The organism is Massilia sp. CFBP9026 (assembly GCF_034045165.1).
Classification (GTDB): domain Bacteria; phylum Pseudomonadota; class Gammaproteobacteria; order Burkholderiales; family Burkholderiaceae_D; genus Telluria; species Telluria arenae.
In genome coordinates this window covers 251465-269975 of record NZ_JAXCWH010000002.1, presented here as the reverse complement: position 1 = coordinate 269975, position 18511 = coordinate 251465, and the positions used below count along the sequence as shown (strand labels likewise).

The following is an 18511-nucleotide window of genomic DNA, read 5'->3' as shown; positions in this document are numbered from 1 at the left end:
CCGTCAGGCGCATCCAGTGACCAGCAACACCGGCATCCCGGTCCACGCGATCGCTACGAAGGCCAGCACCGCGCTGGCCGCCGCCACATAATCCACGAACTCGGTCGACCCCTGCCGCAGGCGTTTGCCGCCGGCGGCGCCGCTCCATACGCAGATGGCCAGCGCCAGCAGCGTGACGCCGCCCAGCAGCCACGGGTTCGGCCCCTCGGGCCGCCAGGCGCCCGGCGTGCACTGGGCCGCGGCCACGATATAGCTCAAGCCAAAGTGCGCGGCCCAGACCAGGAGGGGAAGCGAGGCGCGCGTGGCGCGCTGGAAGAATCGGTCGTCCATAGTCAATCCATCACCAGCAGCAGGCCACGGATCACCACCATGGCGGTCAGGCCCTGCAGCGTCACGTAATGCCAGATCAGCGCGATATTGTCGCGCGTGGCGCGGTTTTCCGGCTTGACCAGGCCGCGCCAGGCGCGCACGCACAGGTAGGGCGCGGCCAGCAGCAGCACGAACAGCATCACGCCCTGGAAGCCGAGCATGATCGAGATCGAGGCATTCCAAGCATCCTTGGTGCCGTCCAGGTGTACCAGGCGCCAGCTGTGCACGTCGAGCAGGAAGGCGGCCGTGGTGCAGGCCAGCGCCGCCAGCGTGGTCCAGGCCATGCCGTGGCCCTTCAGGCGGCCGCCGAACCAGACCAGGGCGGAGCCGGCCAGCAGCAGGATGGCCGCGCCGATGGTGTACGTCCCGTCGGGCAGCGAGGCGCCCGGCGGCGGGCAGATCTCGAGCCGCATCGAGGTGTGGATGTAGGTGTAGGCGAAGGACCAGAAGATCCCGTAGATCACGATCAGCATGATGAAGGTGCCCCACCACGAATGCGAGGCCGTCCCGACCGCGCCGATCGGCAGCTTGATGCCGCCGCCGATCGGCGCCTCGCGCATGTTCACGCTGCGGTCCGATTGCCACAGCCAGCCGATGATGGAGGCGACGGCGATGATGCCGCAAATAGTGGCCAGCACCATTGCCTTCACGGTCAGCAGCAGGAAGAAGCCGGCGGTTCCGGCGGCGCCGATCACGGTCAGCCAGCTGTCGCCGGGCAGGATCATCAGGTAGCTCGGCGTCGCGCTCACCGGGCTGGTGGCGATCGTCTCGCGGCGGCCGGTGACGGTATTGGGCAGGTAGTGGCGGCCTTCTTCGACTTCCTTCGACAGGTTAGGCTGGTCCCACAGCGGATCGTCGGAGGTGACGATCGGGATGCTGCGGTTGCCGTAGTCTTCGGACGGCAGCCACTCGAGGGTCGCCGCATTCCACGGATTGCCCACCTCTTTCGTCGGGCGGCGCAGGGTACGGGTGGCGTCGACGATCATGGCCAGGATGCCGAGGGCGAACATGAAGGCGCCGACGGTCGAGACCATATTGAGCCAGTCCCAGCCCATCTCGTGCGAGTAGGTGTAGACCCGGCGCGGCATGCCGTACAGGCCTGTGAAGTGCATCGGGAAGAAGGTGATGTTGAAGCCGCCGAACAGCAGCCAGAAGATCGGCTTGGCCCAGCGCTCCGACATCTGGTTGCCGTTGATGAGTGGCAGCCAGTAATAGATGGCGGCGAACACCGGGAACACCATGCCGCCGATCAGCACGTAGTGCAGGTGGGCGACGATGAAATAAGTGTCGTGCACCTGCCAGTCGAACGGGATCACGGCCACCATCACGCCGGTCAAGCCGCCGAGCACGAAGATGAACATGAAGCCGAGCATGAAAAGAGTAGGAGCATTGAGCTTGATGCGGCCACTCCATAATGTGGCGATCCAGCCGAACACCTGGATGCCGGTGGGGATCGCGACCGCCATGCTGGCCGCCGAGATCAGGCTCATCTCGAGCACGCCCAGGCCGGCGGTGAACATGTGGTGGGCCCACAGGCCGAAGCTGAAGATGCCGACGCCGACCAGCGCCACCACGATCACGCGCCGTCCCACCAGGCGGTTCTGGGCGATGGTCGGGATCATGGTCGAGATCATGCCGGCCGCCGGCAGGAAGATGATGTAGACCTCGGGGTGGCCGAAGAACCAGAACAGGTGCTGCCAGATCAGCGGGTCGCCGCCGCGCTCGGGATCGAAGATCGGCATATTGAAGGCGCGCTCGAGTTCGAGCAGCGCGGTGCCGGCGATCACGGCCGGGAAGGCGATGATGATCATCACGCCCACCACCAGCATCGCCCAGGCATAGACCGGCATGCGGCGCAGGGTCATGCCCGGCGCGCGGGTGAACAGGATGCCGACGATCAGCTCGATCGCGCCGGCGATCGCCGAGATCTCGATGAAGCCGATCCCCAGCAGCCAGAAGTCGGCATTCAGCCCGGGCGAATACTTCATGCCGGTCAGCGGCGGATACATGAACCAGCCGCCGTCCGGCGCCAGGCCCCAGAACAGGGTGCAGAAGAACGCCAGGCCGCCGAAGGCATAGGCCCAGAAGGCATACGCCGACAAGCGGGGGAAGGGTAGATCGCGAGCGCCCAGCATATTGGGCAGCAGGTAGACCGCGATCGCCTCGACGATCGGGATCGCGAACAGGAACATCATCACGGTGCCATGCATCGTGAAGATCTGGTTATAGGTGCTGGCCGCCACCAGGTCGTTGTCCGGCACCGCCAGCTGCACCCGCATGATCAGGGCCAGGATGCCGGCCAGGATGAAGAACAGGATCGCGGTCCCGATGTACATCAGGCCGATATTGGTGTTGTTGACCGACTTGAAGAAGCGCCAGCCGCGCGGGGTTTCCCAGATCTCTTCGAGACGGGTCAGCTCCAGCGGTGGGCGGGGCACGGGGTTCGGTAACTGATCGGGTAAGGTCGCGTCGCGCGTCGTCATTTCAGGTGCTCGAGGTAGGTGGCCAGTGCGCGCAGGGTTTCGCCGTCCAGGTCTTGTGAAGGCGGCATGAACACGCCCGGCTTGATGGCTTGCGGGTCGGCGATCCAGCCGGCCAGCGTGCCACGGTGGTTGCGCAGGGTGCCGGCCGCGATCTCGCGGCGGCTACCGACGTGGGTCAGGTCGGGGCCCAGGCGCGAGGTGTCTGCGATCCTCGCTTGCTCGGAGAATGGCGGCACGTCGGTGACGCCGCGGATCGTGTGGCAGGCCTGGCATTGCTGCGCCAGGAAGGCTTCGCGGCCGCGCTGCAGCACCGTGGTGTCGGCCGGCAGCGCGGGCCCGGCCTGGCGCGCCAGCCAGGCGTCGAATTCGGGGCGCGGCAGGGCGATCACGTGGAAGGCCATGCGCGCGTGCTGCTCGCCGCAATACTCGGCGCACTGGCCGCGATAGACGCCCGCCTTGTCGGCGCGCAGGGTCAGGCCCGTCACGCGGCCCGGGATCATGTCGCGCTTGCCGGCCAGCGCCGGCACCCACAGGCTGTGGATCACGTCGGACGCCGTCAAGCCGAGGTAGACCGACTCGCCGACCGGGATGTGGATTTCATTGGCGGTGATGATCTCGCGGTTGGTCGCCGGGTCGCGGTAGCGCACCTCCCACCACCACATCTTGCCGGTGACCGAGATCGTCATCGCGTCGTGCGAGGTCTGCGGCGCCAGCTGCGCGCTGCGCCAGGTGCTCCAGGCGAGGAGGGCGGTGAGCACCACGACCGGGAAGGCGATGCCGGCGCCGAAGATCCAGATGGCGGGCCGGATCGGGCGCGCCTGGCGCCGCATGGCCAGCGTCAGCAAGGCCATCACGAAGATGAAGATCAGCGTGCCGCCGACAAACAGCACCCAGGTGAACTGGTGAATGATGGCGGCATCGGCGCCGGCCGGGTGGAGGACGGATTGCAGGTCGTTCATCGCAGCTGGCTCATTTCAGCGTGTACATGAAGGCGGCCATGTGGCGCGCATCTTCTTCGGAAATGCCGAGCGCCGGCATCAGCGTGCCGGGCTTGACCGCGGGCGGATTGCGCAGGAAGCGCACCATGTTCTCGGGCTGGTTCGGGATGCTGCCCGCGATATAGCTCAGGCGGCCCATGTATTGCAGCGACGGGCCGGCGTCGCCGTTCGTGCCCTGCACCTCGGGAATGAAATGGCAGGCCGCGCACTGGTATTGCTGGGTCAGCAGGCGGCCGCGCTCGGGATCGCCGCCTTCGACACGGCTGGGCTGGTCCTGGCTGCTGCAGGCGCTCGCCAGCGCCGCGCACAGCAGCAGGGTGCCGGCGCGGAGCGGGGATGGACGGCCGTATTGACAGATATTCATGCGCACGGTTGATTTTTCGTGAAAAAGCTGTGGCTTTTATAATACAAGAAATTAGATGTCATTTTTTTAACTGAACGCCCTAGGTTATGCTATCCAATCGCGCACGACTTATTGTCAAGACCATGGTGCTGACCCTGCTGGGGGCAGGACTGATCGGCGCCGTCATCGGACTGATCGTCCTGCGCGGCGGCTTCTACAACATCGCCGCCACCCAGCAGCACTACCCGCTGATCTATACCGTCTTCGAGGAAGGCTTGCAGTACTCGGTGCAGAACCATGCGCGCGATATCCAGGTGCCCGAGGGACTGGGCGCGCCGGAGCAGCTGCTGCGCGGCGCCGCCGTCTACAAGGCCAACTGCATCCAGTGCCATGGCGGGCCGGGTGTGGCGCCGCTCAAGCAGGGCATGAGCATGCAGCCGGTGCCCGGTCCGCTGGTCGACGCCGATCTCAATTGGGAAACGCGCGAGCTGTACTGGATCACGCGCAACGGCATCAAGATGAGCGGCATGCCGGCCTGGGAATACCATCTGAGCGACAACGATATCTGGGCCGTGGTGGCGTTCGTGTCGTCCATGCCGAACATGACGCAGGAAGATTTTCGCCGCATGACCTCTACCGGGGCAGCGGCGGCAACCGTAACCCAGGGGGAGGCGCCATGACCGCAGCACGCATTCCCGCCATGATGGCGCTGGCCATGCTGGTGGCCGCTTGCGGCCCGACGCGGCCGGCGCCCGGCATCCAGGGCGATCCCGAACGCGGCATGGTCGCGCTGAGCCAGTACGCCTGCCATTCCTGCCATGCGGTGCCCGGCATCGCCGGTTCGAAAGTCTATGTCGGCCGTCCGCTCGAGGACATGGCCGAGCGCCGCTACATCGCCGGCAAGGTGCCGAACACCCAGGACAACCTGGTGCGCTGGATCATGGATCCGCAGGCCATCGACCCGGGCAATGCGATGCCGGCCATGGGCGTGAGCGAGCGCGATGCGATCGACATCAGCGCCTATCTACTCAGTCAATAGGCCGATCCTTGGTATCATCCCCGGTTTGACGCGGGCCGCCACGGCCCGCGCGTTCACGACGAGGAAGACCACAATGAGATTGGTGCGCTATGGCCGCCCGGGCAAAGAGAAACCGGGCCTGTTCGACGAAGAAGGCCGCCTGCGCGACCTGTCCGGCATCATCGACGACATCGATGCGTCGGTACTGGGCGACAAGGCGCTGCGCAAGCTGGCGAAGATCGACCACAAAACCCTGCCGCTGGTGCGCGGCAATCCGCGCCTGGGCGTGCCGGTCAAGGGCGTCGGCAAATTCATCGGCATCGGCATGAACTACGCCGACCACGTCGCCGAGACCAAGTCCACGATGCCGAGCGAGCCGGTGTTCTTCACCAAGGCGATCAGCTCCCTGAACGGCCCGGACGATGCGATTCAGCTGCCGAAAGGCTCGAAGAAGACCGACTGGGAAGTCGAGCTGGGCGTGATCATCGGCGCGCGCGCGCAGTACGTGAGCGAAGAAGACGCGCTGAAGCACGTGGCCGGCTACTGCGTGGTCAACGACGTCTCGGAACGCGCTTTTCAGTTCGAGATGGGCTCGCAGTGGGATAAAGGTAAAGGCTGCGACACCTTCGGCCCGGTCGGCCCCTTCCTGGTCACGCGCGACGAGATCTACGACGTGCAGGACCTCGACCTCTACCTGGAGCTGAATGGCAAGCGTATGCAGACCGGGAACACGGCGAGCATGATCTTCAGCGTGGCGCAAATCGTCAGCTATGTATCGCGCTTCATGACCCTGGAACCGGGCGACATCATCACCACCGGCACCCCGCCGGGCGTGGGCATGGGCCGCTCGCCGCAGCGCTTCCTCAAGAAGGGCGACCAGCTGCGCCTGGGGATCGCGGGTTTGGGTGAGCAGCAGGCCGAAGTGGTGGCGTTTCCGAAGTAATTCTTAATCAGGCATGCGCCACGCGCCCTCCTCGGGCACGCTGGTGCGCGCCGTGTTCATCACCATGGCGAGCAGCGTGTAATAGCCGTTGATCCCGATGAGGTCGACCACGCCCTGCTCGCCGAACAGCGCCAGCGCATCGGCATACACCCGGTCCGACACCGCCTTGTGCTCGTGCAGCTCGACGCAGAAGTCGTGCACCACCGCCTCGTCCACCAGCATGTCCCCCGGCCGCTCGCGCGCCGCGATGGCCGCGATGACCGACGACGGAATCCCCACCTGGGCCGCGATCGGCGCATGGATCGCCCACTCCACCTGCTGGTCCCACTGGCGTGCCGTGACCAGGATCGCCAGCTCCGACAAACGCACCCCGATCGCGCTGCGGTAGCGCAGGTACTCGCCCATGCGCTGCGCATGGCTCATCAGCTCGGGGCTGCGCAGCAGCGGCACGAAGGGGCCGTAGACGGCGCCGCGCGGGCCGGCGGCGATCTCCTGCGCGGCGGTGCGCTGGGCCTCGCTCAGTGCGTGATCCGGGATGGGGCCCAGGCGTTCGCTCATCTGCTCACTCATGTGTTGCACCAAAAGTGAATCCACAGAAATATTCGCACGGCCCGCGCTAAAAATCAAAAGAAGCCGTCGCCCGCGCGCTTATCGTCAAGTGTCGACCCCACTGGAGGTAAGCGTTCATGAGCCACATCATCCACCGCAGCCTGCGCCAGGTGCCGCCCCTCGCGGCCGGCGGCGAGGGCATCACGCTCGTCGACACCAATGGCAAGACCTATATCGACGCCAGCAGCGGCGCCGCCGTCTCTTCGCTGGGCCACGGCCACCCCGACGTGATCGCCGCCATGCACCGCCAGATTGACCGCTGCGCCTATGCCCACACCGCCTTCTTCACCACCGACGTGGCCGAGCAGCTGGCCAAGCGCCTGGTCGAGGGTGGGCCGCAAGATATGGGCGGCGTCTATTTCGTCTCCGGCGGCTCGGAGGCGATGGAAACCGCGCTCAAGCTGGCGCGCCAGTACTGGGTCGAGATGGGCGAGCCGCAGCGCACGCGCTTCCTGGCGCGGCGCCAGAGCTACCACGGCAACACGCTGGGCGCGCTGGGCGTGGGCGGCAACGAGTGGCGGCGGCGCGCCTTCGCCCCGCTATTGAAGGATGCCCTGCGGGTATCGGCCTGCTACGAGTACCGCGGCCGCGCCGACGGCGTCAGCGTCGACGACTACACCGCCGGCCTGCTCGATGAACTGGAGACGACTATCCTGCGCGCCGGGCCCGAGAACATCATCGCCTTCGTGGCCGAGCCGGTGGTGGGGGCGACCGGCGGCGCGATCCCGCCCACGCCCGGCTACTTCCAGGGCGTGCGAGAGATATGCGACCGCCATCGCATCCTGCTCATCGCCGACGAAGTCATGTGCGGCATGGGCCGCACCGGCACCATGTACGCGATCGAGCAGGACGGCGTGGCGCCCGACATCGTGGCCGTGGCCAAGGGCCTGGGCGCCGGCTACCAGCCGATCGGCGCGGTGCTGGCGCACAAGGCGATCGTCGAGTGCCTGCGCAGCCGCAGCGGCATGTTCCAGCATGGGCACACGTATATCGGCCATCCGGTGGCCGCCGCCGCGGCGCTGGCCGTGCAACAGGTGATCGAACGCGACGACCTGCTGGCGCGCGTGCGCAGCCGTGGCGCGGTGCTGCGCCGCATGCTGGGCGACGTGTTCGGGGTGCACGAACACGTGGGCGACATCCGCGGACGCGGGCTGCTGCTGGCGCTGGAATTCGTGCGCGACAGGCAAACGAAAGAGCCGTTCGATCCCGAGCGCAAGCTGCATGCGGCGATCAAGGCCGAGGCGATGGCGCGCGGCCTGCTGGTCTATCCGATGGGGGGAACGATCGATGGGCAGCACGGCGACCATGTGCTGCTGGCGCCGCCGTTCATTGCGACGCCGGCGGATTTGTCGGAGATTGTGTCGCGGTTGAGCGATGCGGTGGAGGCGGCGCTTGTGGTGGGGTAAAAACTTAGGTTCCCGCCTTCGCGGGAACGACGTTCAGAGGTAGCGGACTGCGGACGTATGACCGAATCACGACCATCAACACGTCGTTCCCGCGTAGGCGGGAACCCAAGTCAGCCCGCAAACCAATACCGCAAAATTACGCGACAACCTTGCGAATCCACTTCGCAATATCCTGCACCTCTTCCAGGCACAGCGTGTGCTGCATCTGATAGGCATGCCACTCGACCTGGTAGCCGAGCGATTCGAGCACCTTGCGCGAATCTTCGGCGCGTGCGAACGGCACCACCGGATCCTGCACGCCATGCGCCATGAAGATCGGCGTGGCCAGGCTGGCTTCATGGCGCTCGGCGCCGGCCACGCCTGCGAGAGGCAGGTAGCCCGACAGGCACATCATGCCGGCCAGCGGTTCCGGGTGGCGCAGGCCGGTCTGCAGGGTCATCGCGCAGCCCTGCGAGAAGCCGGCCAGGATGATGCGCGAAGCCGGGATGCCGCGCGATTTTTCGCGGGCGATCAGCGCTTCGACCTGCAGCTGCGAGGCGCGCAGGCCGGCTTCGTCTTCGCGCCGCACCAGGTCGGTGGCGACGATGTCGTACCAGGAGCGCATCACATAGCCGCCGTTGATCGTCACCGGCATCGTGTTCGCATGCGGGAACACGAAGCGGATGCCCGGCAGGCCGGCCAGGTCCAGTTCGCGCACCATCGGCACGAAGTCGTTGCCGTCGGCGCCCAGCCCATGCAGCCAGATGATGGCGATTTCCGGGTTCGGCGCGGTCTCGACTTCAATGTTTTCCAGCAGCTGGCTCATAGGCTCTCTTGTTTAAACAGCAGGCGCACGCAGCGCCGATTTGGGACGGAAGGTCTTGCTCACCGCCGGATCGGTTTCCATGTACGGACCGCCAATCAGGTCGATGCAGTAGGGAACGGCCGCAAAAATGCCGCCGACGACCGTGTTGCCGGCGTCGTCCTTCAGTCCCTCGAGGGTTTCCTTGATCGACTTCGGCTGGCCCGGCAGGTTCATGATCAGTGCCGCATGGTCTGCGCTTTCGCGAATGACGGCGGTCTGACGCGACAGGATCGCGGTCGGCACGAAGCGCAGGCTGATCTGGCGCATCTGCTCGCCGAAGCCGGGCATTTCCTTGGTGGCGACGGCCAGCGTGGCCTCGGGCGTGACGTCGCGCCGCGCCGGACCGGTGCCGCCGGTGGTCAGCACCAGGTGGCAGCGGGCGCTATCGACCAGTTCGACCAGGGTCGCCTCGATGGCGGCGCGCTCGTCGGGGATCAGGCGCGTCTCGACTCGAAATGGCGTGGTGATCGCCCCCGCCAGCCATTCATTCAGCGCCGGGATGCCCTTGTCTTCATAGACGCCACCGCTGGCGCGGTCGGAGACCGACACCAGGCCGATCACCAGTTCCTGATTACTCGTCGTCTGACTCGTCATCGGTGGCCTCTTCTTCAGCGTCGGATTTCTTCTTCTTGCCCAGGTCCTTCAGGATCTGGAAGATTTCGCGGTAGGCCTTCGGCGGCTTGGACTCGGCCACTTCCTTGCGCGCGTTGCGGATCAGGGTGCGCAGGTGCTGGACGTCGAGTTCAGGATTCTCTTCGAGCAGGACGGTCAGCGCCTTGTCGTCGGCCAGCAGCTTCTCGCGGCGGCGCTCGAGCGCGTGCAGCGACGCCGTCTCGGCTTTCGATGCGCCTTTCCAGCTGTCGATGGTGCGCTGGATGATGGCGACTTCTTCCTCGTCCAGGGTGCGCATCTTCTTGCCCACGAACTGCATGGCGCGGCGACGGCCTTCGTGGTTGGTGATGGTCTGGGTTTCAAGGATGACATCGCGAATGTCTTCCGGCATCGGCACGCGCTTGACACGGTCGCGCGGTGCCTCGACGAGCTGTTCGCCGAGCTTTTGCAACTCATTCGACTGGCGCTTGAGTTCCGACTTGGAAGGGCGGTCGTATTCGGGTTCGAACTCGTTCGACTGGAAGCCGACGGAGCCGCGATTTGGATTAGGCATGATATGAATGGATTTGATTGGCGCGGGGCCGATCAGTGAAAACTGTAAACGGCTGCTATGATAACTGTTTTAGGGCCTGCCACGAAAAACACCTATGAACGACAACGCTTTTACCCACACCCAGGATCAGCTCAAACAGCTGGCGCGCGACGTACTGGCGTTCGCCCGCGAGCAGGGCGCGACCGACGCCTCGGTCGAGATCAGTGAAGGGAGCGGTTTGTCGGTTTCTGTGCGTAAAGGCAACATCGAGACGATCGAGCAAAACAAGGACAAGGGCCTGGGCGTCACCGTCTACGTTGGACAGCGCCGCGGCAATGCCAGCACCTCCGATTTTTCGACCGGTTCGCTCAAGGCGACCGTGGAGGCGGCCGCCAATATCGCCCGCTTCACCGCCGAGGACGATTGCGCCGGCCTGCCCGATGCCGATCTGCTGGAGCTGGCGCCGCGTGATCTGCGCCTGTTCTACCCATGGCAGATCAGCACCGAAGAAGCGGTGGAGCTGGCCAAGCGCTGCGAAAACGCCGCCTTCGAGGTCGACAAGCGCATCACCAATAGCGAAGGCGCCAGCGTCTACGTGCAGCAATCGCATTTCGTCGGCGCCAACTCGCGCGGCTTCATCGGCGGCTACCCGTTCTCGCGCCACACGATCTCGGTGGCGCCGATCGCCGGCAAGGGCAATCAGATGCAGCGCGACGACTGGTACACCTCGTCGCGCAACCCGAAGGAACTGGCCAAGCCCGAGAAAGTGGGCCGCTACGCCGCCGAGCGCGCACTGGCGCGCCTGAACGCACGCAAACTGAATACCCGCACCTGCCCGGTGCTGTTCGAAGCGCCGCTGGCCGCGGGCCTGCTGGGCGCCTTCGTGCAAGCCGTGTCGGGCGGCGCGCTGTACCGCAAGTCGACCTTCCTGCTCGATACCCTGGGCAAGCAGGTCTTCCCGTCGCACATCCAGATCGTCGAAGACCCGCACCTGGTCGGCGCGGTCGGCTCGGCGCCGTTCGACGAAGAGGGCGTCAAGACCGTGCGCCGCAAGGTGATCGCCGACGGCGTGCTGCAGGGGTACTTCCTGTCCTCGTATTCGGCGCGCAAGCTGGGCATGAAAACCACCGGCAATGCCGGCGGCTCGCACAATCTCGAGATCGTCTCCAAGGACACCCGCCGCAGCGACGATTTCGAAGGCATGCTGCGTAAACTCGGCACGGGCCTCCTGGTCACCGAACTGATGGGCCAGGGCGTCAACTACGTGACCGGCGATTATTCGCGTGGCGCGTCGGGCTACTGGGTCGAGAACGGCGTCATCCAGTATCCGGTCGAAGAAATCACCATCGCCGGCAATATGCGTGAGATGTTCCAGCAAATCGTTGCCGTCGGTAACGATACCCTCGTACGCGGCAACAAGACCACCGGCTCGATCCTGATCGAGAAGATGGTCGTGGCCGGTAACTGAAAGAGGAGCGCGCCATGGGCCGATTCGTCCGCATCGACAAGGAAAGCAGCCCCAAGACGGTGCTGCTCAATCTCGACCTGGTGGCCACCGTCGAGCTGGCCCCGCAATCCGACCTGCTCAGTTCGGCCGGCGCGGACAGCCGCAAGGTTTACGCTACTTTCCTGGCGTCCGATAAAACCGCGATCGCGACCCTGCATTTCGACAGCATCGCGGATGCGAATGCGTGGGTCAAGACCCACCTGGGCGTGGATCTGTAAGCCTCCGGCTCAGCGCGAAAAAAACGCTCCGTCTTGCGGAGCGTTTTTTTTATTGGCGGATCTGAATTACTTGACCGCGCGGATTGCGTTCAGCACCGGCTGCAGCACCGCGGCGCCCAGGCGCGCGCTGCGTGCGCCATCCCAGCCGACTTGCGGATCCGGGTCGTTGGCGTTGTCCTTGAACGGCAGTTCCAGCGTGAGCGACAGGCAGCCGAAGGCGTGGGTGATGTGCGGCGAACCCATGGTGAGGGTTTCTTCGGTGTACGGCGTGGCGCCGTAGCCGTGCACGTCCTGGAAGTCCGGGCTGGCGATCTTGAAGTCGGCGATGAAGCGGTCTTGTGCTTCTCCCTGTTCCTTGGTGAAGTTCGGCAGCGATTCGCTGCCGGCCACGAACACATAGGGCAGGCCTTCGTCGCCGTGCACGTCCAGGCACAGGTCGACCCCTAGCTCGTGCATTTTCTGCAGCACCAAAAACACCTCGGGGCTGCGCTCCATGCTCGGCTTGAGCCATTCGCGGTTGAGGTTGGCGCCGGCCGCATTGGTGCGCAGGTTGCCGCGCACCGAGCCGTCCGGGTTCATGTTCGGGACCACGTAGAACACCGATTCCTTCAGCAACTGGCGGCCGAACGGGTGGGCCGGATCCAGCAGCGCGTCGAGCATGCCCTCGACGAACCATTCGGCCATCGTTTCGCCCGGGTGCTGGCGCGCGATCACCCACACCTTCTTTTTACCCTCGGCCGGCTCGCCGATCACCAGCATGTTCAGGTCGCGGCCGTCGACGGTCGAACCCAGGTCGAGCATGCGCACGTTCTCGGCCATCTGGGCGCGGTCCAGCAGCTCCAGGTGGCGTTCCCACGAATATGGCTCGAAATAGGCGTAGTAGACGCTGTCCATGCCCGGGGTGTGCTCGATGGTGAGCACCTGGCCATCGAACGAGGTCGGCACGCGGAACCAGTTGACGCGGTCGTAGCTCGCCATCGCCTGGTAGCCTTCCCAGCCGGCCGTATAAGCGGCGTTGCCGGCGTTGAGCAGGCGGATGGAGCAGGCTTCGCCTTGCGCGCCCTGCAGGCGGAAGTAGAACCACTGGATGATGTCGGCGTGCGAGTCCTTGCGGATGTTCAGGTCGATGGCGTTGGCGCTGGTGGCGTTCACGACCTCGATGGCGCCAGCGTCGAATTGGCTGCTGATCTTGATAGACATGGTGTTGTCCTGTGTTGGGAAGGTACGTTGAAGCATCGATGATACCCGTTTTCGATAATCCCTCGCTAGGCGGGCCTGGCGCCGGGCAGGGCGGCGAAATGACGCTGCAGGGCGTCCAGCGCAACCTTTACCTTGGCCGGATCGCCGTCGCGCCGCGGCGTCATGGCCGCCACCGGCAGTGCCGGCAACTGCCAGTGCGGCAGCACGCGTACCAGGGCGCCACGTTCGAGGGCGGGGTGGACGTCGGCATGGCCCAGCAGCGCGAGCCCCATTCCCTGTTCGCACATCTGCTGCAGCGAGAGCTGGTTGTTGCTGACGATGCGCACGCCGACGCGCATGTGCTCGCGCTGCTCCCCCTGCCGCAGGTCGAGCTCCATGGATGGCACGCCGTCGTCGCCTTTCGGCTCGACTGCCTGGCGCATCGACCCCAGCCAGTGATGGTTTGATAGCGCACGCGGCGTGTCCGGCATGCCGTGGCGTTCGATATAGGCCGGCGCCGCGCATAGGATCACTTCGAACCGGCACAGGCGGCGTGCGATCCAGCCCGAATCGGGCAGGCGGCCGGCGCGGATGGCGATGTCAATGCGGGCGTCGATCAGGTCGATCATGGCGTCGTCGACCAGCAGCCGCAGGCGCAGCTGCGGCCACGCGGCCAGCACCGGCGCCAGGGCCGGCGCGATGTGCAGGCCGAAGCCCACCGGCGCCGCCACCCGCAGCTCGCCACTCGGCGCGTCGCGCGCATGCAGCAGCGAGTCGTTGGCGGCATTGGCTGCTTCCAGCAAGCGCAGGCAGTGCGGGTAGCAGCGGGCGCCGGCCTCGGTCAGGGTCAGCTTGCGCGTCGAGCGGTGCAGCAGCGTCACGCCGGCCTGCCGCTCGAGCGCGCGGATGGTCTGGCTGACGGCGGACGGGCTCATGCCGAGCCGACGCGCGGCGGCGCTCATCGAGCCGCTCGAGACCGTCTCGGCGAATACCGCATAGGGTTTCAGGTCGTTCATCTATTAGCCTGGCTTCAAGGTGATAGTGCTTCCAGCCATCTTATCGCCTTATCGTGAAGCCGGTATCGTGGTTAGCTCGAACACATCACTGGAGTCACGCATGAACATCGCCCTGATCGGCGCCACCGGCTTCGTCGGCGCCGCCGTCCTTTCCACCCTCCTGCAACGCGGCCACCAGGTCACCGCGCTGGTGCGCGATCCGTCGAAGCTGGCGCCGCAGCCCGGCCTGACCGCGGCGGTGGGCGACGCCTACGACGCCGACGCGGTCGCCGCCGCCGTGCGCGGTCACGACGCCGTGGTCTCGGCCTTCAATCCGGGCTGGAACGATCCCGCCCTGTACGACAACTTCATGCGCGGCAGCGCGGCCATCGAGCGTGGCGTCGAACTCGGCGGCGTGCGGCGCCTGCTGGTGGTCGGCGGGGCCGGTAGCCTGTTCGTGGCGCCTGGCGTGCAACTGGTCGACACGCCCAAATTTGTCGACCACGTGCCGGCCAATATCGTGCCGGGCGCGCAGGCGGCGCGCGACGCGCTGAACACGCTGCGCGCAAATACCACGCTGGACTGGACCTTCCTCAGCCCGCCCGCGATGCTGGGACAGGGCGAGGCGACCGGCGGCTACCGTGTCGGCGGCGAAGACTTGCTGATGGACGGCGACAAGCCGGCCGGTATGGCGGTGGCCGACCTGGCGCTCGCGATCGCCGACGAGATCGAACAGCCGCGCCACCTGCGGGCGCGCTTCACCGTCGCCAGCCCGGCGTAATCAATCGCGCAGGCCGCCGAAGCGGCCGTGATAGGCGGCGTCGGCTTCCGGCGTCGCCGCGTCTTCCTTGCGCAGCATGGCCAGCACGTGCTCCTCGGCGCGCGCGTGGCACAGGCGGTAGATATCGCGCGCCAGCGCATAAGCGTCGGTCCCTGGCCACGGCTGCGGCAGCAGGGCCAGCGGCAGCATCGGGTCGTGCAGCTGCACCCGCCGGTAGGCGTGGATCAGCAGCGTGCGGATCGCGAACGCATCCTCGGGCCTCACGTCGCCCTGGCCCAGCATGTCGGGCAGCGGCGCGAAGCGCTCGATGAAGCCGCGATAGGCATTCACCACCGCGTCGAGATTCCAGCAGTCGCCCACCAGCTCGGGCAGCGGGCGCGTGCCCATGCCGGGCAGCTCGTCGACCTGGCACACGAAGACCTTGTCGGTGGCGTCCGCGCGCGCCAGGATCTCGCGCAGCGTGTCGCGCTCGGGCGCCGGATGCGCCATCACCCCCGTCGCCAGCATCGCGAAACCCTCCCACTCGAGTTCCTTGCGCAGCAGGGTGCGCAGCTCGCTGTCGATGCTGCCGCTCTTGCCATGCGGCGCCAGCACGAAGGTCCAGCGCCCATCCCAGTCCAGGCCCGGCGCCGAATAGATGCGGCGGTTGGCGCGCTCGAAGCGAGGCAGCGCCTTCGGCTCGATCGCATAGCGGCTGCGCCGGCCTTCACGGCTGGCCGTCAGCCAGCCTTCCTGCACCAGGCGGAACACGCTGGTGCGCACCAGCCGGTCGCCGACGCCGAGCGGGCCCACCAGCTCGATCATGCTGCCCAGCCAGAAGGCACCGCCGTGCGGGGCGATCGTGTCGCCGCACACGGTCACCACCAGCGACTTGTGGCGTGGCGGATCGAGGGCCAGGTTGTGGGCGATCCACTCAGTGCTGGACAGTCGTTTCATGATTGCGGTCAATTTTTCGTGCTGCGATATGATTCAAAATTATTGTGTACATCAAGTTTTTTGTATCGTATTATGATTTGGACGGGTTTGCAATTGTAGAGAACCACGGGGGAAGCTATGTACGCACAAATGGTGGAGACCGGCCTCAAGAAAGTCCGCACAGAACAGGACATGAGCGCCGAAGAGCAGGCGTTCCAGGCGCGCATCGACGCCGGGATCAAGATCGAACCGAAGGACTGGATGCCGGAAGCGTACCGCAAGACGCTGATCCGCCAGATTTCGCAGCACGCGCATTCCGAGATCGTCGGCCAGCTCCCGGAGGGTAACTGGGTAACGCGCGCGCCGACCCTGCAGCGCAAGTCGGTCCTGCTGGCCAAGATCCAGGACGAGGCCGGCCACGGCCTGTACCTGTACAGCGCCGCCGAGACGCTGGGCGTCTCGCGCGACGAGCTGCTGCAGGCCCTGCACGCCGGTAAAGCCAAGTATTCGAGCATCTTCAACTATCCGACGCTGAGCTGGGCCGATATGGGCGCGATCGGCTGGCTGGTGGACGGCTCGGCCATCATCAACCAGATCCCGCTGTGCCGCTGCTCGTATGGCCCGTATGCGCGCGCCATGGTTCGCGTCTGCAAGGAAGAATCCTTCCACGCGCGCCAGGGCTACGACATCATGATGGCGCTGGCCAAGGGCACGCCGGAGCAGAAGGCGATGGCCCAGGATGCGCTCAACCGCTGGTGGTGGCCTTCGCTGATGATGTTCGGTCCGTCCGACGCCGAATCGGTCAACAGCGCGCAATCGACGGCGTGGCGCATCAAGCTGTTCTCGAACGACGAGCTGCGCCAGCGCATGGTCGACCAGACCGTGCCGCAAGCCGAATACCTGGGCCTGACGGTGCCCGATCCCGACCTCAAGTGGAACGCCGAACGCGGCTCCTACGATTTCGGCGAAATCGACTGGTCCGAGTTCTACAACGTCCTGAAGGGCAACGGCCCCTGCAACCGCGAGCGCCTGCGCACGCGTGTCAAAGCCTGGGACGACGGCGAATGGTTCCGCGATGCCCTCGTCGCCCACGCCGACAAGCAAGCCGCCAAAAAAGCCGCAGCGTAGGGTGGACGGCTCCGCCGTCCACGCGTTCAACACACGCTCGACCTACCCGAACGCCATCACGGAGACAACAATGAGCAAAGAATGGCCCCTGTGGGAAGTCTTCATCCGCAGCCAGCACGGCCTCGCCCACAAGCACGTCGGCAGCCTGCACGCCCCTGACGCCGAAATGGCGATCAACAACGCACGCGACGTCTACACCCGTCGCAACGAAGGCGTCTCGATCTGGGTCGTGCGCGCCGCCGACATCGTCGCCAGCAGCCCTTCCGACAAGGAGTCGCTGTTCGAGCCGGCCAACAGCAAGGTCTACCGCCACCCGACCTTCTTCCCGATGCCGGAAGAAGTCAAGAACCTGTGAGCCTGCAGATGGACGCCAAATTCCAGTACCTGCTGCGCCAGGGCGACAACGCCCTGATCCTGTCGCAGCAACTGTGCCAACTGGTCGGCAAGGGCCCTGCGCTCGAAGAAGATATGGCCCTGTCCAACGTCGCCCTCGACCTCCTGGGCCAGACCCGCATGTGGCTGACGTATGCGGGCGAGCTCGAAGGAAAAGGCCGCGACGAAGACCGCCTGGCATTCCTGCGCGACGCCCACGACTACCGCAGCTGCCTGCTGGTCGAGCAGCCCAACGGCAGCTACGCCGACACCCTGACGCGCCAATTCTTGTTCGATACCTGGCACTACTTCCTGATGGATGGCCTGACCAAGTCAAGCGACGAGCGCATCCGCGAGATCGCCGCCAAGTCGATCAAGGAAGTAACCTATCACCTGCGCCGCAGCGGCGACCTGGTGGTGCGCCTGGGCGATGGCAGCGACAAGAGCCGCGCCATGATGCAGACCGCGCTCGACGAGCTGTGGATGTATAGCGGCGAGATGTTCCTCTACGACGAGATCGACAATGCGATGGTGGAGCAGGGAGTTGCTCCGGCCGTCGATTCGATTCGCAAGCAATGCCTCGACCACATGGCCGACATCTTCAGCGAGGCCACCCTGACGATGCCATCGCCCGACGCCTGGATGCAGCGCGGCGGCAAGCAGGGGCGCCACAGCGAACGCCTCGGCTTTATCCTGGCCGAGATGCAGTTCCTGCAGCGCGCCTACCCTGGAGCGGCCTGGTAATGACTGCACTCGATGTCTCCGTCGAACAGGTGTGGGACTGGCTCGGCGAGGTCGCCGATCCGGAGATCCCTGTCATCTCGGTAGTCGACCTGGGCATCGTGCGCGCCGTGCGCCTGGAGGGTGAGACATGCGTGGTCACGATCACGCCGACGTATTCGGGCTGCCCGGCGATGCAGGTGATCTCTGAATCGGTCAGCGAAGCGTTGCGCGCGCACGGCATCGAGGATGTCCGTATCGAGAGCCGTCTGTCTCCCGCCTGGACCACCGACTGGATGAGCGCGGCCGGCAAGGCTGCCCTGAAAGGCTATGGCATCGCGCCGCCGGTGCAGCAGGCGATCGACATCAGCGGCCTGCACGCCGGCATCCGCCGCCGCGCGGCGCCCGACGTCGCCTGCCCGCACTGCGGCTCGCCCCACACCCAACTGACCAGCGAATTCGGCTCGACCCCGTGCAAGGCGCTGTACAAGTGCCTCGATTGCCGCGAGCCGTTCGACTACTTCAAATGCCACTGAGGT

22 protein-coding genes are annotated in these 18511 nt (G+C 65.7%); 11 read left to right on the top strand and 11 right to left on the bottom strand.

Annotated features, from left to right (window positions below):
- Positions 1–3: 3 nt before the first annotated feature.
- From SOM28_RS05355 to SOM28_RS05340, 4 genes are read right to left on the bottom strand one after another with little or no spacing between them, the layout of a single operon-like run.
- Complete coding sequence (locus SOM28_RS05355; protein ID WP_320467460.1) at positions 4–330, bottom strand: hypothetical protein; 327 nt, start codon at positions 328–330, stop codon at positions 4–6.
- A 2-nt stretch (positions 331–332) separates the two neighbouring features.
- Positions 333–2852: a cytochrome c oxidase subunit I gene (gene ctaD / locus SOM28_RS05350; protein ID WP_320467459.1), complete on the bottom strand. Its 2520-nt coding sequence runs from the start codon at positions 2850–2852 to the stop codon at positions 333–335.
- A complete protein-coding gene (gene coxB, locus SOM28_RS05345; protein WP_320467458.1) occupies positions 2849–3811 on the bottom strand; it encodes a cytochrome c oxidase subunit II in 963 nt (320 codons plus the stop codon). Before coxB ends, ctaD begins: the two co-directional genes overlap by 4 nt.
- 10 nt (positions 3812–3821) lie before the next feature.
- The gene (locus SOM28_RS05340; RefSeq protein ID WP_123067954.1) at positions 3822–4214 is read right to left on the bottom strand and encodes a c-type cytochrome; all 393 of its coding nucleotides are present in this window, start codon (positions 4212–4214) and stop codon (positions 3822–3824) included.
- A gap of 86 nt (positions 4215–4300) precedes the next feature.
- Between SOM28_RS05340 and SOM28_RS05335 the strand changes: the two genes are divergently transcribed.
- The 3 genes from SOM28_RS05335 to SOM28_RS05325 all read left to right on the top strand — a co-directional run bounded on the left by SOM28_RS05335 (position 4301) and on the right by SOM28_RS05325 (position 6154).
- Positions 4301–4873, top strand: coding sequence for a c-type cytochrome (locus SOM28_RS05335; protein WP_320467457.1), 573 nt, complete (start codon positions 4301–4303; stop codon positions 4871–4873).
- Complete coding sequence (locus SOM28_RS05330) at positions 4870–5232, top strand: c-type cytochrome (RefSeq protein ID WP_320467456.1); 363 nt, start codon at positions 4870–4872, stop codon at positions 5230–5232. The genes SOM28_RS05335 and SOM28_RS05330 overlap by 4 nt, the downstream gene beginning before the upstream one ends.
- Before the next feature lie 73 nt (positions 5233–5305).
- A complete protein-coding gene (locus SOM28_RS05325; protein WP_320467455.1) occupies positions 5306–6154 on the top strand; it encodes a fumarylacetoacetate hydrolase family protein in 849 nt (282 codons plus the stop codon).
- A gap of 3 nt (positions 6155–6157) precedes the next feature.
- Here SOM28_RS05325 and SOM28_RS05320 read toward each other — a convergent pair whose 3' ends face one another.
- Positions 6158–6712, bottom strand: coding sequence for a carboxymuconolactone decarboxylase family protein (locus tag SOM28_RS05320; protein ID WP_123067958.1), 555 nt, complete (start codon positions 6710–6712; stop codon positions 6158–6160).
- 128 nt (positions 6713–6840) lie between these two features.
- Here SOM28_RS05320 and SOM28_RS05315 point away from each other — a divergent pair, with 128 nt between their 5' ends.
- Positions 6841–8169 carry an aspartate aminotransferase family protein gene (locus SOM28_RS05315; RefSeq protein WP_123067959.1) on the top strand — a complete coding sequence of 443 codons (1329 nt, stop codon included), beginning with the start codon at positions 6841–6843 and terminating at the stop codon, positions 8167–8169.
- A gap of 136 nt (positions 8170–8305) precedes the next feature.
- On the opposite strand, the gene SOM28_RS05310 is transcribed toward SOM28_RS05315, so the two are convergent.
- Genes SOM28_RS05310 through yjgA form a run of 3 tightly spaced genes read right to left on the bottom strand, consistent with a single transcriptional unit; the run spans position 8306 to position 10178 of the window.
- Positions 8306–8974, bottom strand: a complete 669-nt coding sequence (locus SOM28_RS05310) for an alpha/beta hydrolase (RefSeq protein WP_123068825.1) — start codon at positions 8972–8974, stop codon at positions 8306–8308.
- Between the two features lie 12 nt (positions 8975–8986).
- On the bottom strand, positions 8987–9607 hold the full coding sequence (mog, locus tag SOM28_RS05305) for a molybdopterin adenylyltransferase (protein ID WP_123068824.1): 621 nt from the start codon (positions 9605–9607) through the stop codon (positions 8987–8989).
- Positions 9585–10178, bottom strand: a complete 594-nt coding sequence (yjgA, locus tag SOM28_RS05300) for a ribosome biogenesis factor YjgA (RefSeq protein WP_320467454.1) — start codon at positions 10176–10178, stop codon at positions 9585–9587. Before yjgA ends, mog begins: the two co-directional genes overlap by 23 nt.
- Positions 10179–10272: 94 nt before the next feature.
- Between yjgA and pmbA the strand changes: the two genes are divergently transcribed.
- The gene (gene pmbA, locus SOM28_RS05295; RefSeq protein ID WP_123068822.1) at positions 10273–11625 is read left to right on the top strand and encodes a metalloprotease PmbA; all 1353 of its coding nucleotides are present in this window, start codon (positions 10273–10275) and stop codon (positions 11623–11625) included.
- A gap of 14 nt (positions 11626–11639) precedes the next feature.
- A complete protein-coding gene (locus SOM28_RS05290) occupies positions 11640–11882 on the top strand; it encodes a hypothetical protein (RefSeq protein ID WP_123068821.1) in 243 nt (80 codons plus the stop codon).
- A gap of 66 nt (positions 11883–11948) precedes the next feature.
- On the opposite strand, the gene SOM28_RS05285 is transcribed toward SOM28_RS05290, so the two are convergent.
- A complete protein-coding gene (locus SOM28_RS05285) occupies positions 11949–13082 on the bottom strand; it encodes a M14 family metallopeptidase (protein WP_320467453.1) in 1134 nt (377 codons plus the stop codon).
- Between the two features lie 65 nt (positions 13083–13147).
- The gene (locus SOM28_RS05280) at positions 13148–14077 is read right to left on the bottom strand and encodes a LysR family transcriptional regulator (protein WP_320467452.1); all 930 of its coding nucleotides are present in this window, start codon (positions 14075–14077) and stop codon (positions 13148–13150) included.
- A gap of 100 nt (positions 14078–14177) precedes the next feature.
- Here SOM28_RS05280 and SOM28_RS05275 point away from each other — a divergent pair, with 100 nt between their 5' ends.
- Positions 14178–14837, top strand: coding sequence for an NAD(P)-dependent oxidoreductase (locus tag SOM28_RS05275; RefSeq protein ID WP_320467451.1), 660 nt, complete (start codon positions 14178–14180; stop codon positions 14835–14837).
- On the opposite strand, the gene paaX is transcribed toward SOM28_RS05275, so the two are convergent.
- Complete coding sequence (gene paaX, locus SOM28_RS05270; protein ID WP_320467450.1) at positions 14838–15773, bottom strand: phenylacetic acid degradation operon negative regulatory protein PaaX; 936 nt, start codon at positions 15771–15773, stop codon at positions 14838–14840. It abuts the gene before it with no gap.
- A gap of 117 nt (positions 15774–15890) precedes the next feature.
- Here paaX and paaA point away from each other — a divergent pair, with 117 nt between their 5' ends.
- The 4 genes from paaA to paaD all read left to right on the top strand — a co-directional run bounded on the left by paaA (position 15891) and on the right by paaD (position 18508).
- Entirely contained in the window at positions 15891–16880 is a 990-nt protein-coding gene (paaA, locus tag SOM28_RS05265) for a 1,2-phenylacetyl-CoA epoxidase subunit PaaA (RefSeq protein WP_320467449.1), read from the top strand.
- A 70-nt stretch (positions 16881–16950) separates the two neighbouring features.
- Positions 16951–17235: a 1,2-phenylacetyl-CoA epoxidase subunit PaaB gene (gene paaB / locus SOM28_RS05260; RefSeq protein WP_147933255.1), complete on the top strand. Its 285-nt coding sequence runs from the start codon at positions 16951–16953 to the stop codon at positions 17233–17235.
- Between the two features lie 8 nt (positions 17236–17243).
- Positions 17244–17996 carry a 1,2-phenylacetyl-CoA epoxidase subunit PaaC gene (paaC, locus tag SOM28_RS05255; protein WP_320467448.1) on the top strand — a complete coding sequence of 251 codons (753 nt, stop codon included), beginning with the start codon at positions 17244–17246 and terminating at the stop codon, positions 17994–17996.
- The gene (gene paaD / locus SOM28_RS05250; protein ID WP_123070692.1) at positions 17996–18508 is read left to right on the top strand and encodes a 1,2-phenylacetyl-CoA epoxidase subunit PaaD; all 513 of its coding nucleotides are present in this window, start codon (positions 17996–17998) and stop codon (positions 18506–18508) included. Before paaC ends, paaD begins: the two co-directional genes overlap by 1 nt.
- Positions 18509–18511 lie beyond the last annotated feature (3 nt).